This is a genomic window from Methylomonas sp. MK1, from assembly GCF_000365425.1.
Lineage (GTDB): Bacteria > Pseudomonadota > Gammaproteobacteria > Methylococcales > Methylomonadaceae > Methylomonas.
This window is the reverse complement of sequence record NZ_AQOV01000001.1, coordinates 1-15,158: the sequence shown is the minus strand read 5'-3', so window position 1 is coordinate 15,158 and position 15,158 is coordinate 1. Positions and strand designations below refer to the sequence as shown.

The 15,158-nt window shown below is 50.0% G+C and carries 13 protein-coding genes; 3 read left to right on the top strand and 10 right to left on the bottom strand.

Features of this window, described 5'->3' with window-relative positions:
* Positions 1 to 218: 218 nt before the first annotated feature.
* The gene (locus tag G006_RS0100070) at positions 219 to 758 is read right to left on the bottom strand and encodes a hypothetical protein (RefSeq protein WP_020481104.1); all 540 of its coding nucleotides are present in this window, start codon (positions 756 to 758) and stop codon (positions 219 to 221) included.
* Positions 755 to 1,606, bottom strand: a complete 852-nt coding sequence (locus tag G006_RS0100065; RefSeq protein ID WP_020481103.1) for a ParA family protein — start codon at positions 1,604 to 1,606, stop codon at positions 755 to 757. Before G006_RS0100065 ends, G006_RS0100070 begins: the two co-directional genes overlap by 4 nt.
* A gap of 614 nt (positions 1,607 to 2,220) precedes the next feature.
* On the opposite strand from G006_RS0100065, the gene G006_RS0100060 reads away from it, so the two are divergent.
* Positions 2,221 to 5,388: a hypothetical protein gene (locus tag G006_RS0100060; protein WP_020481102.1), complete on the top strand. Its 3,168-nt coding sequence runs from the start codon at positions 2,221 to 2,223 to the stop codon at positions 5,386 to 5,388.
* Here the strand turns inward: G006_RS0100060 and G006_RS0100055 are convergent.
* Positions 5,369 to 6,763, bottom strand: a complete 1,395-nt coding sequence (locus G006_RS0100055; RefSeq protein ID WP_020481101.1) for a glycoside hydrolase family 30 protein — start codon at positions 6,761 to 6,763, stop codon at positions 5,369 to 5,371. The genes G006_RS0100060 and G006_RS0100055 overlap by 20 nt on opposite strands.
* A gap of 243 nt (positions 6,764 to 7,006) precedes the next feature.
* Between G006_RS0100055 and G006_RS0100050 the strand changes: the two genes are divergently transcribed.
* Positions 7,007 to 7,246, top strand: coding sequence for a hypothetical protein (locus tag G006_RS0100050; RefSeq protein ID WP_020481100.1), 240 nt, complete (start codon positions 7,007 to 7,009; stop codon positions 7,244 to 7,246).
* 107 nt (positions 7,247 to 7,353) lie between these two features.
* Here the strand turns inward: G006_RS0100050 and G006_RS0100045 are convergent, their stop codons facing one another.
* Positions 7,354 to 7,638, bottom strand: coding sequence for a hypothetical protein (locus G006_RS0100045; protein WP_020481099.1), 285 nt, complete (start codon positions 7,636 to 7,638; stop codon positions 7,354 to 7,356).
* Positions 7,639 to 7,868: 230 nt separating this feature from the next.
* Between G006_RS0100045 and G006_RS0100040 the strand changes: the two genes are divergently transcribed.
* Positions 7,869 to 8,180 (top strand): hypothetical protein, encoded by a 312-nt coding sequence (locus G006_RS0100040; protein WP_020481098.1) that lies wholly within the window; start codon positions 7,869 to 7,871, stop codon positions 8,178 to 8,180.
* A gap of 467 nt (positions 8,181 to 8,647) precedes the next feature.
* On the opposite strand, the gene G006_RS0100035 is transcribed toward G006_RS0100040, so the two are convergent.
* The 6 genes from G006_RS0100035 to G006_RS0100005 all read right to left on the bottom strand — a co-directional run bounded on the left by G006_RS0100035 (position 8,648) and on the right by G006_RS0100005 (position 15,094).
* Positions 8,648 to 10,297: a phage tail tape measure protein gene (locus G006_RS0100035; protein WP_020481097.1), complete on the bottom strand. Its 1,650-nt coding sequence runs from the start codon at positions 10,295 to 10,297 to the stop codon at positions 8,648 to 8,650.
* 17 nt (positions 10,298 to 10,314) lie between these two features.
* Positions 10,315 to 10,632, bottom strand: a complete 318-nt coding sequence (locus tag G006_RS0100030; RefSeq protein WP_020481096.1) for a hypothetical protein — start codon at positions 10,630 to 10,632, stop codon at positions 10,315 to 10,317.
* A gap of 213 nt (positions 10,633 to 10,845) precedes the next feature.
* Positions 10,846 to 11,343, bottom strand: a complete 498-nt coding sequence (locus G006_RS0100020; RefSeq protein ID WP_020481094.1) for a hypothetical protein — start codon at positions 11,341 to 11,343, stop codon at positions 10,846 to 10,848.
* A 62-nt stretch (positions 11,344 to 11,405) separates the two neighbouring features.
* Positions 11,406 to 12,743: a phage major capsid protein gene (locus G006_RS0100015; protein ID WP_020481093.1), complete on the bottom strand. Its 1,338-nt coding sequence runs from the start codon at positions 12,741 to 12,743 to the stop codon at positions 11,406 to 11,408.
* A 25-nt stretch (positions 12,744 to 12,768) separates the two neighbouring features.
* Positions 12,769 to 13,554, bottom strand: coding sequence for a head maturation protease, ClpP-related (locus G006_RS26740; RefSeq protein WP_020481092.1), 786 nt, complete (start codon positions 13,552 to 13,554; stop codon positions 12,769 to 12,771).
* A 748-nt stretch (positions 13,555 to 14,302) separates the two neighbouring features.
* Positions 14,303 to 15,094 carry a primase-helicase family protein gene (locus tag G006_RS0100005; RefSeq protein WP_268743553.1) on the bottom strand — a complete coding sequence of 264 codons (792 nt, stop codon included), beginning with the start codon at positions 15,092 to 15,094 and terminating at the stop codon, positions 14,303 to 14,305.
* Positions 15,095 to 15,158: the final 64 nt, after the last annotated feature.

The following is a 15,158-nucleotide window of genomic DNA, read 5'->3' as shown; positions in this document are numbered from 1 at the left end:
AAGTAGGATGGGTAGAGCAGAGCGAAACCCATCAATGCAAGTTATAAAAGAGGTATACAGTGGTAGGTTGGGTTGAATGACAATGAAACCCAGCTTGGAAATGCTTGATTTTCGAAGCCCAAGAGCTGTTTGCTTATAAAGGAATTGGATTATTAAAGCCCATTGCTGGGTTTCGCGTTGCTCTACCCAGCCTACGGCCCTAATGCGCTCTACGTGGACTAGTCACTATTCTGTATACGGCCTTTAATTAAAAATTGTGCAAGCCGCTGATACTCGTCGGTATCTCCCGAAACCCCGAAAGAAGCAGCAAATTCGATGAGAGATTCGATTTCAGTCAACGAGCGATCTGATAGCATAGTCAGAAGAGGGCTAATTGTTTCTTTTCTTGATTTACGGGGCTCAAAATCTTTACTGATATGCTCTCCAAATCGCTTCATATGCTCCAATGTGGTCAGTGCTTGACCGCGCCTAACCATCTGATCAAACTCAAGAAGTAACTTATATTTTTCTGGGTCTTTGTCCTTGAGATTGACAACAGCTTTTGATACTGAGTCTTCCAGCGTTTGCCGGGATGATCGAGTACTCGTTTCTTTATTCTCCGCTACTGGCGAACTAACTTTACGTGAAAGGTACTCTAAAAGTCCTGATTTAAATCCGTGAGACTCCAATAGCGCAACTGCCGCCAGAATATCTTTGTCTGAGTTATCTTCAAGTAGTTGTGCAATTTGGAGTGCTATTCCTAGAGGTGATTTAGTCATATCGCACCGATACTGGTTAGGAAGTTTTGTGCAGTATTTGCAAATTCACCGATGACATAGTCGCGAGCATAGTCAGTAAGGAAAATTGGTACGCCTTGCCGTGATCCAGTTGGATACGAATCGGAGTGGTGGGCTGCTTCTTTAAACACTGGCCATCCAAATGTGGCAGCGAGCCTTTCTACATTAGATTTCGACTTTAGCTGTTCAGGTGGCGTATTTGATCGCCGCATATCGTTGAAGATGATGCCGGCCATGTCCAATGTTTGATCTTGGTGCATAAGCCTGAATTCCTCCAGGGATCGCGCTAAAAGTGGTAAACCGATTGTAGCGAGAAACTCAGGTTTAACAGGAACCACAACGTATCGGCTTGATCTATAGGCCGCAGTTGTGAGGATGGATTCAGTCGGAGCGCAGTCAATCAATATCAGATCATAATTAGAACTAACTTTTGCGAGAAACTGAGGCAATAAATGGGCTTTTTCGGTTGGGTTCTTTAGTGTCCAGGCTAGCTCTAAGCGCGATGGTATCAGATCGAGAACGCTTCCATCTTCCCAGGCTCTAAGATGATGTATCACTTTCTCGGGTTCAATAAGCGTTGGTGATCCATTCTTTGGCTTTGGCGCTGAGAACTGCTCGAATATTTCAACGACAGTTCCTTTATCGGCATCCAAATAATCCAAATACTTATTGGCCCCCATAAAATATTGGCTAAGGTTTGCCTGTGGGTCAAGATCGACTGCAAGAACTCGGAGGTTCGCTCGCCAAGCCGAATACCAAGCCAAATTAAATGCAAGTGTAGTCTTACCGACACCACCTTTCATGTTTATTAGTGACACTGCAACAGTCATTATATCTTCCTTTGATTATTTGATAAGTTATTAAATTTTATAGCTAATTAGAATTGAAATAACGTCCCACTTTCAACTGCGTACTAAAAAATAAAAATTCATTACATGCCTTAACTCAATACGTTGGCATATGTCTTTTTAGTGAGTAGTGCTGATTCCAATTCTCTAACGCTAGTTGTAAGTTTAATTGATTGTATGGATTCAGCAACAGCCGATTGACACCCTTCGCCCACAGCCCGGTGGGATGCGGTAAACAAAGCGCACCGCATCGTTCGCGATTGGTGCGGTAAGTAAACTCACCACACCCTTGTATCTACGCCTGTTTTTTCGCTGGGCAATTGCCAATGTTCATTGCGCAGCAGATTTTAGCCGGCGTTCGCGTTACTCGGTGGGTATAAGTGCCACTTGAAGTTATTAACCGTTTTTAAAAACGGTCTTTTCAGAATCTTTGTCACCTGACAGCCAAATCTCCACATAACAATCCCTACCAACCCGCCTATCCTTATTACATGTTTTCGGCTTCTGAAAACATGATTTGTTGTCTATGATTCAGGTCCGGTAACGCCCCCGCTGCTGGATTTACCGTATTTTTCTTTGACCACGATGACCCCACCATGACCCAGCCACACTATTTCCACGCCGGCGAAAACTGTTTCGTCATTGAGCAATATAACGATTGCGCGCCTTTCGCCAGTTTTTTGCCGGGGATTGCCGGCATGCGTGGGCGGCCGGCGTGGGTGTTTTATGTCAATCGTGGTCAGGCGATTGCTAGTTTTGGAGTGCGGAATAAAGACGGCGCGTTTTTGGAGTTTTTTCCGGCGGATAAGGCTTATCAACTGACGCCGTCTCGGGGTTTCCGCACCTTCCTAAAAATCGGCGATGGCGAGAAAGCTCTAAATTACGAGCCGTTTCAGCGCGGCGCCGGGCCAGAGGTGACGCAACGCCTTTACGTAACGCCGCACGAGGTAGGCGTGGAGGAAGTGAATCCCAAGCTCGGCTTGCGCTTGCGCGCCGATGTATTCACCTTGGCCGAAGCGCCGGTGGCCGGTTTGCTGCGGCGGGTGGAGATCGTCAACTCCTCCGATAAAGCCAGACAAATCGAGATCGTCGATGGCTTGCCGCAAGTACTACCCTATGCGATGAATCAATGGATACTCAAATTCATGAGTCGCACTTCGGAAGCGTTTATGCGGGTGGAAGGCGTAGCGGAGAATCTGCCGTTTTATCGCTTGAAAGTCTGGCCCACCGACAACCCGCAAGTGGAGCCGGTGGTTGCCGGCAATTTCTTCATCGGCTTTTTGGATGGCCAGCACAATCAAGTCATTGTCGATCCGGAGCGGATTTTTGGCTTGGCCGAGGATTTTTCTCACGCGGAACGGTTTTTTTCAGACCAACCGTTGGACTTTGTCGAGCAAGTCAGCGGCAATCAGACGCCGGCGGCGTTTCAACATCTTAAGCTGTATTTGCAGCCCGGCGAAAGTCGGTTGTTTTACGGGGTTTACGGTCACGCCGGTTCCAGTGAGATTTTGGATCAATTCCTGATGGAAGCCGCTCAACCGTACTATTTTGAGGGCAAACGCGAAGCCAATCGCCGCTTGGTAAACGACATCAGCCAAAAGGCTTTTACCGCGACCGCCAAACCGTTGTTCGATGCTCATGCCCGGCAATGTTATCTGGACAACGGCTTGCGCGGCGGCTTTTCCACATCTGTACCCGGCGGCGCGCATTTATATTTGTTTGGCCGCAAGCATGGCGATCTGGAGCGGGATTACAACGATTTTTTATTGCAAGACACGCCCTATTCCGAAGGCAACGGCGACTTTCGCGACGTGCTGCAAAATCGGCGTATGGATCTGTTCTTCGATCCGGCTTTGGATGCAAAAAACATTCGCTATTTTTTCAATCTGATCCAGCCGGACGGCTATAACCCCTGCTCTTTACGCAACTCGCGGTTTGTCTTAGAAGCGCCGCACGATTTTGCAGAGTGTTTTCCGCGCTTTCCTACCCTGGAAGCTTTACTGGGCAAAGCGTTTAAATACGCCGAGCTGTCGCAAGTGCTGGAAACGGCGACAGATGCAGAAGCCATTCTGACCGCGATATTGGCGCAAGCCCGAGAAGTGGAGGATGCCGAATTCGACCGCGGCTACTGGTCGGATCATTGGACGTATCTGGTGGATTTATTGATTAGTTACGCGGCCATTTTTCCGGAACGGCTGGCCGGTTTATTTCAGGACAAGACCTACAGCTTTTTCGACCCCACGCATAGGGTGGCGCCGCGCGCGCAAAAGTATGTGAAAACCGCAAACGGTGTGCGCCAATACAACGCCGTGCAGTATTGTTCGGAGAAAAAGGCGCTGATCGAATCCCGCAAGCAACGCCCTTATCAAGTGCGTTCGCAAGCCGGCCAAGGCGAGATTGTCTACACCAGCTTATTAGGCAAAATTCTAACGCTGGTCGCCAACAAGCTGGCTACGCTCGATCCGGCCGGCGTGGGCATCGAGATGGAAGCTGATAGACCAGGTTGGTGCGATGCCTTGAACGGCTTGCCAGGGATTTTAGGCTCATCGGTGAACGAAACCATCGAGCTAAAGCGTCTGGTGGATTTCACGCGCACAGTGCTGAGAGAATTAGATGCAGCTTGCACAGTGCCCGTCGAATTGGCGGATTTTGTGACAGCCTTGCATAAGTTGTTAACCCGCACCGATTTGACGCCGGAGCTGTTCTGGCAGGAAAGCGGCGCGCTGAAAGAAGCGTATCGGGAAAAGGTATTCATGGGTTTTGCCGATGCCGAACAGGCGCTTGCGCTAGCTAACATCCAAACCTTCCTGAGCTTGGTGGCAAATTATCTGGATACCGCGATAGACAAAGCTCGCACACCCAAGGGCATTGTCACCTATTTTGCTTATGACGCTGAACACTATCACGAGCTGGAAATCGGCGGCATTGCCGTCACCCGCTTTCAGCAAAAACAGTTGCCTTTATTCCTGGAAGGCTTTGTGCATGCCTTACGCATCGCCGATCCGACACAGGCGCAGACACTTTATCAAGCCGTGCAAAACTCCGAGTTGTTTGATAGCAAACTGGGCATGTACCGAGTCAACGAACCCTTGGCCGATAACGCGCTGGACTTAGGCCGCATTGGCGTATTTAACTATGGCTGGCTGGAGAACGGTTCGATCTTTTTGCATATGCATTACAAGTTTGTGCTGGAATTGGTGCGAGCAGGCTTGGTCGATGAGTTTTACGCCCACATCGAATCACTATTGGTGCCTTTTCACGACCCGGGCGAATACAAACGCAATCCCATCGAAAACTCCAGCTTTTTGGTCAGTAGCGGCTTTACAGTCGATGCCCGGCAGCACGGCCGCGGCTGCGTGGCCCGATTATCCGGCGCTACCGTGGAGTTTTTGCATTTATGGACGCATTTATTTGTGGGGCCGACACCGTTTGTATTTGCGGATGACCTGTTGGCGTTTAAACCGTCACCGCTGTTAGCAGCCACGTTTTTTACCACCGAAGCAAAAATTGTCACGCCGTTTGCCGAGACTGAAACCTTACCTGCCGATAGTGCGACTTGTGCGCTGTTTGGTTCGACACTGCTGGTTTACCTGAATCCGCAGCGCCGCGATACCTTTGGTCAGGATGCAGCCAAACCGATTCAATACCAGTTATTCGGCCGGGACGGCACGACACAAACCGTGACCGCAGATTCGCTTACGGGGACTTCGGCAGAAGCGCTACGTTCAGGTCAATTTCGCAGGATCAACGTGTTGCTTGGCTAACATAGCTAGCCACCGCTCTGGCCGGAATTTCAAGGACAGCATTTTTGCCTTGGTATTGAATCGCAAACGCTTGGGGTGCAGCCGTCTCGTTTAACACGATCAGCACGATAGACCCGGCGGGCGTCAGGAAGGCCACGTTGGGTAAATCGCCTTGATCGCTGGAGTGTATTCTCACAGAACCCGGCCGCACAAACTTGGCCGCGTGGGCAATCACGTAATACGCAACATTGCGAGTGACCTGGTCGCCGTCGATGGTTAAAGCGCCCACACAGCGGGCCTCGCCGCCCGGCGTATGCGGGCCGCAAAACGGGTCGGACGCCAAATTCCATTCCAGCACTGCCCTGCTCCAGTTTCGCAATGAGCCGATCAACACGTGCCGGGCGTGCCACATTAAATCTCCACCAAACTCACCGTCCGAGCCAACCCATTGTTCGGTGAAATACAATTTCATGTCGGGATAGGCCTGATGCACTTCCGATAACACCGAAATATCGCCGCCGTACAAATGCCAAGCCGAGCCGCTGAGATACTGCCGCGCATCGGCGTCGGCGAACACCGTCAACGGGTATTCTTTGACATCGCAATTGTGATCCCAGCAAAACAGCTCTACCTCAGTTAAGCCAGCGTCGCGTAAGGCCGGTCCCAAATGATGTTTGATAAATTCGGCTTGCTCAGGCGCTTCCATCACCATGCTCGGTTCGTTTTTATGATTCAGCGGCTCGTTTTGCGGGGTAATGGCATGAATCACGATGCCCCGCTCGCGCATGGCTTGCAGGTATTTAACCAAGTAAGCGGCGTAGACCGCATAGAATTCCGGCTTGAGTTTGCCGCCGATAAACGCCTGGTTGGTTTTCATCCAGCGCGGCGCGGACCAGGCGGTGGCGATAATTTTGAGCGATGGATTGAGCGCCAGAATGTCTTGCAGTAGCGGAATAACATCCGTATCGCCGGCGTTCAGATCAAATTGGGCAAGTTCCAAATCGATCTGGCCGTCGGGCAGGTCGTCATAGCTAAAGCAACGCTCGCTTAGATCAGAAGCGCCGATGCTTAGCCGCAAACAGCTGATACCGAGTCCGTCGCCATCAGGCAAAAACAGCTCACGTAACAAAGCCTGCCTGTCAGCGTCGGGTAACGCAGCAATCAGCATCGAGCTGCCGCCGGTCAACGAGAAACCAAAACCTTCAATGGTTTGATAACTAGGGTTGGTATCGAGCGCTATTACCGGCAAATCAGCGGTATTGTCGTTAAATCCGAATTGGCTGGATTGCCGGTCAAACAAGGCCTGCTGGTCAGCGCTGGTCAGCCAAACCCCGATAGGTGCCTGTTCCTGGTTTTCAGAAGATAGTGATCGAAAAGCCTTGGTTTGCTCAGACATATCAGCCCTCGTGGTTAGCGCGGAAGCGGCTCCGCCGGATTTAAGACAAACAACATCCTGCCTATATTAGCGGTGCTTTGCTCTTGCTCGCCAATTTAATCTTCTCGGCGGATTCTGGTCATAGGCAAAGCTGAACAATCCAGCACATTGTGCGAAAGGTCTCAGGCTTTTTGTTTGGCATTGTCATAAAACCGTCAAAATCACTTATACTGACTTTTCTGTTTTAACGCATGGAGATTGGATATGAAAAAGTTGGTATCAATTCGCGCGCTAACGGCTCGGCTTAATCGTAAGCTGGCTAAAGAGTCAAAAAAACTATTAAAGTACAAGCCCAGATTGCAGAGCAACGACCCGATTGTCGAGTACGCGGTTGTCGACTTAAAGACGAACTCCATCATTAATTTTCATATGGCGAGCGAGTTACAGGAATTTGCCAGAGGACTAGGCTGTTTGGCCAGTCTGGAAGAAGTTTCTTTTGAATAGCAGCTGTTTATAGCGCTGAAATTCCATAAAGCCGGGTACGCCCGGCTTTTTTGTGCCTATATCCAGCACCCAACTGGCACCTTATCCAAACTTAGAGCGCCGGCTTTTTAAGTTTTGACGTTCATCTGGTTATGTAAGGCGCGTTCCGAAATTTCGTTGTACAAGTTGGCTAATTCAGCGATCAATTTTTGGTATTCAGGGTGATGCTTTAGGAGAGGCATCATGGTGCTGGCTTCTGAAAGCATTTGTTCAAAATGCATGATTTCAATCTCGTTCAACGTATCACCATCTTCCACTCTTTTTTTAACGGCCAACGCGCGCGGGATCGACTGCTCTTCCAATTGCTCTACAAAGGCAGTAATAATGCCGATTTCATCATCTGACGAATACATTTATATTTCCTGTTTGTCGCGACGAGAAGCCATCGCTGCTGAATTATGCCATAGTCAGGAAGAAGTCTCTGACCTTCTGGGTTTCTCGGAGAATAGCGTTTCCTTTAGTTCTTAGAAGTTGCCTTCCCTGAATATTCGGTATTTTGCGTAAAAAATCAGATGTAAATTTTGACTTTGAACATGGTAAAGCCGAATATTGAAACTACTCTTTAGCATTTTTGGATAAAAAGATGACATTTCTTAAAAAAATATCTGCTCTGGCCCTTTTATCTCTGACAACGAATACAGCCTGGTGCGAACCTGTTTACTTTTGCAAAGTGGAAAGAGTTTATGACGATGACGTCAGCGTTCCAGCCAAGATTGTTCATGAAGACTGCTCGGGCGTGGCCTTTCTTTGGTATGCAAAGTCTTATGTTGAGGCATCTTGCTGGCCCGGTGCTATCGAATTATTGAAGGGCAAATGCGAGCAAACTGATGTCGATTCTAAAGACTATGCAACCGAGCCAACGATAACCGAGACGCAAGAAGAAAATCAGGAATAAAGGTATTGCAACGCAATGATGCCTCATCAAGCTAAAACGGTTGACCGGCGTTGTAGTCCGTATCGTTCGATATAAGTTTGCTGTTGGATCGACGGTGAAGAAGTGCTTGGACGTTCTAACTGGGTTACATGAAACGTACAAGCAACAAAAAAGGCCTAGGTCGTTAAACCTAAGCCTTTGATTTGTCTGGTAGCGGGGGCAGGATTTGAACCTACGACCTTCAGGTTATGAGCGCCAACCAATAACAGGCGAACACATCGGGACACGCTGAAACGTCCTATGGATCAAAAGGATAACAGAAATTGCCCGAAGGTCAAGCGTGTTTCGATGCGTTTGGTTTGTGTCTGAATGTGCCCTAATATGTGCCCTGCCTTGCGCCCTCGGGCAAAAAAACCGATGGTCTATAGTGCCAAAAAAAGCCGCCTGCATTACTGCCAGGCGGCTTTTGATCCGGCTAACCGATCAAGTTACGGCATGCCTAGATACATAGCATGGGTAAACCCATAGCCCACATCCACATTCGACCGAACCGGCCCATGAGTTTTACTCGGAGCCACTCGCATCGTTGCGGGTGAATTGTCGAACCGGACATTGACATCAACCCCGCCTTTCACCGACCCAACAATATTTTTTTGGTAGCCCGGTGCCCGCATGCCTTCGCCGCTGGGTAATTGAACCCCCGAGAAATCAGGCAACAACGAGGCAACCGATTTACCCAAGAACATGGGCACGCTGCCAACCAGTTTTAACAGCGGATCGTTCGAAACCCAGTTACCGATATATTTGAACATATCGATTAGCGGCTGGAAAAAATCCTTGATCTTGCCGAATCCCTCCTTAAGCCGGTTGACGATACTATCCCAATTATCGATTATCAACGGCGCCGCGACGATGGCCGCTTGTGCCAGCAACATCAACGGGTTTAACTTCATGGCCGCCGTTATTGCGCCGATACCGCCCGCCAAACCCCAGGCCGCAACTTTCAAGCCGACAAAGGCGCCGGCCATCTTCGCTGCTGTCATCACCGCCGGCCCGTTTTGATCAATAAAGCCGGTGAGATTTTCCGATATACGGTTGACGGAATCGGCGGCCGCCTTGAGTTCCGGCGCATACTGGCTGCCGAATTTCGCCATGAAATTTGACCAGGTACCGCCGGCTGTCTCCACCTTGTTAGTGAGCGTGCCGGCGGAGTTGGCTATTTTGTCCATCAGACTGCCTTGGTTGGCCATCGCCTGCACTTGCCGGTTATAGCTTTCCAGGGTGATCAGCGCGGCTTTGCTGGCGTGCTCCTTGCCGAACAGGTTTTCCAATTTCGCAAAGCGTAGCTTGCTCGGTAGGTGGTTTATTTTATCCAGGTCGGCAATCAGCTTTGGAATGCCGGAGAATTTATTCAGCTTGGTGGCCTGGTTGATAATCTCACGAATGCCGGTACCGGCCTCTTCACCTGAAATACCCGTGCTGGTAAAGACCGAGACCAACGGCAGCATTTGGTTTGCCGCCTTTAGGCCTTCTTCACCAGCGACTTTCAACGGGCCAGAGACACGGGACATGGCATATTGCAATTCATCCAGCTTGGTGCCGTTGAACAACACCCTTTGAATAGAATCGGCAAACGGCACCATATCACTGTCGGCAATGTTAAACGCCCGGCTGAGCTTACCCATTGATTCCGCCGCACTGTCATAAGTCACATTGATGTCTTTGCCAACGACGCCAAGGTATGAAGTGGCCCTCAATACGCCATTGGCGATAGAGTCAGCATTCACGCCAAAGGCTTTTAGTGTTGACGACATCGCGTAAAAGTCGGCTGTTGTTCCGGGTAACTGAGTTCCCAGCTTTATCGCTTCCTCGCTGATTTTCTGGAATACCGCCGGGATACTCCCGTTCTTATCCATCAAGGTGTTTTGCAGGTAGGCTGCGGAATTCTCTAAATCCATAAACGCTTTGGCCGGTACCGCCATCGACGCGGCAAAACCCGCGCCAAACATCGGCGCACCATCGCCGACAACTCTTAACTGTCTTTTGAATACATTAAGGTTTTTGGTGATGTTTTTCAGCGCTGGTGACATCTGATCTACCATTCTGATAACTGCTTTTAAATCGAAATCTTTTGACATGATAATTCTCCTGTCAGCTACTGGACTGAATACAAGCGGCCGTTCCGTTCGTGTTGGGTTTTAAACCAAGGTGGCGCGTCGCTCGTTGCCGACCGGCAGAACGCTTTGCCTTGATCTTTAAATAACTCGACCGCCCAAAGTTTTATCTCGGGATGAGCGGCTTCAAGTTTCTGCTTAATTTCGGCTAATTCTTTTAGCTTTCGCACCGTTACGCTTTTCACAACATCCTTTTCAAATGTTGTGTCCAGATAGATGCCTTGGCCTTCCTGCCTAAGCTCGCAGCGCGTCAAAAAATGCCCTTCGGCAGTGGTAATGGAAAATCCCATTTTTTTCATAACATAATCCTCGGTTAACGCTTAACCATTGGCTAAGCGTGGCTGACATGCCCGCCCTTGCGCGTGATTTAATGTCTTTAGCATTTGTCTGCTCAGCCAATAGTCGCCATAGGTAAAGAATCCGGCTCGCTGCCAGGGTGGCCTGTCAATAACGCCAAAGTGAATTAGCTCGCTTTTGATATGATCGCCAGCGAGTTTGTTGGACTGGCGCATTTAGCTAAAAATCGCTTGGATGCGGCCGTCAATATCGGCAATACATGAAAGCAATCGTTTGTCATCGACAACCAGGGGCAAGGCGCGCAATTCTTCATATATGCCGTTGAGCAGGCCCGTTTTATTGGGCGTTAACGGACCGGCAGACTGTACCCGTTCATGCAGATTATTGACGGCCTGTTGGATGATCAGGGGTTTCAACTGCTGTAGCTTTTGTTCCTCGGCCTGAATAGTGGCCAACAGTTTGCGCCTTCTGCCTTCGATCTCCGTGGCCAGCTCACTATATTTGCGCTGGGCTTGCGCTAGTTTAAGCGTCGATTCGGCAACCTCTTTCTCGGCTTGCGCAAGCTGATCGGTTGGCAAATCACGCAACGCTTTGGATAAACTCTGGATTTTTTCAGCACAAGCCTGTCTGTCGTCCGAGCGTTCTTGCAAATCGTTCTGAAACAGCTCATCGATAATTCGCGATTTTTTCAGGATACTTTCTAAGAATTTCATATTAGCTCTCCATCCATTAATGGCCGGGCTACGACCTAAGCCATAACCCGGTTGGGAGTTGATTACGCTGGTGTTAAATCACCGCCGCGAATCGCACCTGTTTGCTCGATAGCAAGCGCCAGGCGGCGCTCGGCTTTCACAGTAAGCAAGCCCTTGGTGAAGTTGTCGCCATCGCTATCTGACACTTCAATCCCTACATCCTGCCGATCAAAGATCGACGCAGCGGCTAAGGCATCAAGAACCGCGAAGGTATCGATTGTCACGGAGCTTGTCTCTACGACCGGCACACCGAACAACATCTGCTGGAAGCCATTGGCAATATCACTTGAGCTGACAGCCGCTGGCGTGGAGGACAACAGATCTAAGTCAAACGCTAGCCAGTCCGCCGGATTAAGCAATATGGCGCTCGGCGTATAGCCCGCTGAGCGCAAATCTGCAATCACCTTGCGGATTAAGCGATGCTTTGGCAACGGCGTGCCGACCTGTGCGGCGGTGTAGCCGTGCGCGCTGAAATTCCCAGTTTGCAGCAACCCGCTCATATTCGGCGCCGTACCGTTACCGTTCACAATTTGTGCATCAACACGGCGTTGAACGCCGTACATCAGGCGGGCGTTGATGTACGCGGCCATGAGGGCGTTATCCGCGGCCAGTTGTTTGCTGACCTTCATAAAATGCGTGACGCTCGATACGGGTTGTTGAACCAGGGTGACAGTTAAGCTAGATTCACTCGCCGATCCCCCTTCAGCGGTCTCTGCTGCGGCATTGGTGAACACGTTCTCACGGCTGTATTCAATCAACGGCGAATCTGTCGGAAAATGCTGGAATAAATCCTCAACGCGCAGCGGCGCAAAGGCCCCCGGCACCATGCCGGGGCGACGGTCGACGCCGCCAATATTACCGCTCCCGGTTAACGTGTTATTCTGAATATCGAATTTCGCACGCGCCCGGCCCCCGCGCATCATCTCGTTAAAGGCAGCGTTGTTAATGATTTGACCGCCCCAACCTTGAGAACGCCCGCTAAAACTGCCGCCATCGGCACTGGCTACGCCTTTTTGCTCTAACATTAACATCCTGTCAGCAAACTCGCGCTGCCTCAACTGGACATCATCTAGTGCATTTTTAGTTTCGGTAGAGACCCGACCAGATTCCTGAAGCTCGCGCTGGGCTTTCATTTGGAAGTCAGCAATCGATTTTTCCACGCCGTCTAGCATTTTCATAACCGCGTCGGAGTTGCCGACCGTGCCCGCCATCAGCAAGCCAGTGAATAACGGGCTATGATCCAGCGAGGCCAGTCCGGACAGTCCAGCGGCGACCTCATGAGGTGCGGCACCGACATTGAACGCCAGGATTAGCAATCCAAAGGAAGCCATGCAAAGGCCGATAAATTTAAAAGTCTTCATAAAATAATTCCTGTAAAAAATTTGTTTAGTTGAGGATCGATTTGGGTATTTTTAAATTTTCCAATCGCTCCACAATTTCGTCGTCGGCGTTGTCGACTGCTTGACGATTGACCACGTTTTTCAATCTGCTCACAAAGGCGGTTGCTTCACGCTTGGTGAAATGCAAGTCTCGAAGCAGTCGCTCAAAGTCTCGCTCATTCTCCACTTCATCGAAGTCCGGCTCACTCATGGGCGACATCTTGAAGCGGTGGTCAAAGGGCCGGGATTTGGCTGCCAAGCCAACCCGGCCTATAACCTCATCGCAGAAGCCTAACGTCTTAGCTTCTGTTGCTGATAACCAGCTCTCTTTGGCCATCATGTCAAGAATGGTCTGGCGGTCCAGGCCGGTGCGCCGCACATAGATGTCGGCGGCACTGCCCTGGAGCTTTTCCATTAATGCGGCCATGTCGCGCAGTTCCGCCGCGTCGCCGAAGGCACCGCCTTGGGCGTTGTGGATCATGAGGTAAGCATCTTCCGGCATGGTGATCCGGTCAGCGGCCATCAAAATAATTGAGGCCGCGCTGGCCGCCAAGCCATCGACGTGGCCCAGCACTTTGGCGGGGTGATTTCGCAATGTGGAGTAAATTGCCAAGCCGTCCAGCAAGTTGCCGCCCGGGCTGTGAATATGCAGCTCGATAGTGGTCACATTGCCTAGCGCCTGTATTTCGTTGATGAATTCGGACGCGGAAATACCACCATAGCCAATCTCGTTGTGAATAGAGATTTTGGCGGTCGTGGCCGTTAGATTTTTAGTGTTGTACCAATTCTTCATAGGTTTTCTCGCACAAAAGACGACAGAAAGCCGTCGATTAAAATCGTGGTTTAAAAAATACGATTGACATGTGCTGTTGCTGCATCTCGCAGCAGAAGGTTTGTCTGATCGCGGCCAGCATCTCACTGGTTCGCTAGCCTTACCGGAATCACTCCGGTAGAGGTTGATGCCAATCTAACACGCTGGATTGCCGATAACAGAAAGATATAGGCAAAATATGCACGCTTATCTTTCCTTAATAATATCAATAACATAATGGGCTTTTTCTATTCAAAAAATCCTAAATAAAAATTTAGCTGGCTAACGGGTCACGGGTAACGAACCACACGACTTTTCACCCCCCCTCCCCCATTGCTATACCCCCCTCCCAAAACTCGCGCGCCTGCAAGAAACTAATTGCTATCGGTCTAGGCTGGGGTTGCTTTTGACTTTTCACCCGCCCCTCCTGGACAGCAGTCCAAGATAACGGGACGGATTACTCGTATTTTTTCAACAAGGGGACGGCTGCAAGCCGCGTGGTGAGTGGCTTTGGCGGCAATCCGTCCCCTTGTCCCCTGGTTTTTTTGATACTGCTTTCTTTCGTGTGTTTGCATAAGTGTCCTGTTATTACCGTTACTCTCTATATCTCTAACATGTGTGAAAAATAAGGGGACAAGGGGACACATGGTCCCTCAGCCCACGGATAGCAAGGTCTGAGCGCGTCCCGTTATCTGTCCCGTTGACAATAATAAATATGGGCACATGGTGACTAATCTCTTCGTGCGTCATACTCATCCAGCCACTTGATGGCCGACTGCTGCCGCCACTCCTCAACATCCCGCACCGCAAATAAGGCAACCTTCTCGCGCTTGCCCGTCGAGCGCTTACACATCATCGGCAAACATCCGAGCTCAGCCATCACCACCCCGATAGATTTGGCGCTGTATTTATCGCGCATGGCTTTAGCCACATCGATAGACCGCACACAATCAACGTTGAACGGATAATCGCCCGCAGCAATCATGTCCTCAATCTGGTGTTTGAGCGGTGACTTGCTTGTGCCGATCAGCTCTGATTTGAACCGGGTCAATGGTGCTGGTTGCTTGGGATTGAAGTCGCTAAGGTCTCGATCCAGCAACCAACGGACCACCAGACCATTGCCACCACCATCAAGCCAGACTCCTAATTGATCGTAATAGTCTTTTGGCATTGGTTTCGCGTCAGTCCACACCGCAAAGTATCGCCTATCGTTTTCAGATATATGCAGAGCATCTTTGTAGTTGCTCATAAAGATGGCCTGAACGATGTTTGGTGTTTCGTAAAAACCACGACCAAACAACCGAACCCTCAACATTTCGGGCGGCGATGCCAGCATGGGCTTTAATTTGTTTTCAAGGTTCAACCCCTCGAAAATCTGAATTTCTTGAAAAATAACCAACTTGGAATGGTGTAAATAATCGGTGAATGTCTCTTTCAATTCCCCCGCCGGCGGCTCACAGATATTGGCTTCCCCAAGCCCGTACCGCAGCGGGTTTAACAACATATCCTTACCCACTCCCATGTTCCCAGCGAGTAAAGTATCCCCCGGCAAAGCCGGGGGCTTTATGTTGTGAACCGCTCAAAGC

Bases quoted from the DNA above. Each gene is read 5' to 3' on its own strand.
- G006_RS0100070 (WP_020481104.1), bottom strand. From the start codon at position 758: ATGACTAAATCACCTCTAGGAATAGCACTCCAAATTGCACAACTACTT.
- G006_RS0100065 (WP_020481103.1), bottom strand. From the start codon at position 1,606: ATGACTGTTGCAGTGTCACTAATAAACATGAAAGGTGGTGTCGGTAAG.
- G006_RS0100060 (WP_020481102.1), top strand. From the start codon at position 2,221: ATGACCCAGCCACACTATTTCCACGCCGGCGAAAACTGTTTCGTCATT.
- G006_RS0100055 (WP_020481101.1), bottom strand. From the start codon at position 6,763: ATGTCTGAGCAAACCAAGGCTTTTCGATCACTATCTTCTGAAAACCAG.
- G006_RS0100050 (WP_020481100.1), top strand. From the start codon at position 7,007: ATGAAAAAGTTGGTATCAATTCGCGCGCTAACGGCTCGGCTTAATCGT.
- G006_RS0100045 (WP_020481099.1), bottom strand. From the start codon at position 7,638: ATGTATTCGTCAGATGATGAAATCGGCATTATTACTGCCTTTGTAGAG.
- G006_RS0100040 (WP_020481098.1), top strand. From the start codon at position 7,869: ATGACATTTCTTAAAAAAATATCTGCTCTGGCCCTTTTATCTCTGACA.
- G006_RS0100035 (WP_020481097.1), bottom strand. From the start codon at position 10,297: ATGTCAAAAGATTTCGATTTAAAAGCAGTTATCAGAATGGTAGATCAG.
- G006_RS0100030 (WP_020481096.1), bottom strand. From the start codon at position 10,632: ATGAAAAAAATGGGATTTTCCATTACCACTGCCGAAGGGCATTTTTTG.
- G006_RS0100020 (WP_020481094.1), bottom strand. From the start codon at position 11,343: ATGAAATTCTTAGAAAGTATCCTGAAAAAATCGCGAATTATCGATGAG.
- G006_RS0100015 (WP_020481093.1), bottom strand. From the start codon at position 12,743: ATGAAGACTTTTAAATTTATCGGCCTTTGCATGGCTTCCTTTGGATTG.
- G006_RS26740 (WP_020481092.1), bottom strand. From the start codon at position 13,554: ATGAAGAATTGGTACAACACTAAAAATCTAACGGCCACGACCGCCAAA.
- G006_RS0100005 (WP_268743553.1), bottom strand. From the start codon at position 15,094: ATGGGAGTGGGTAAGGATATGTTGTTAAACCCGCTGCGGTACGGGCTT.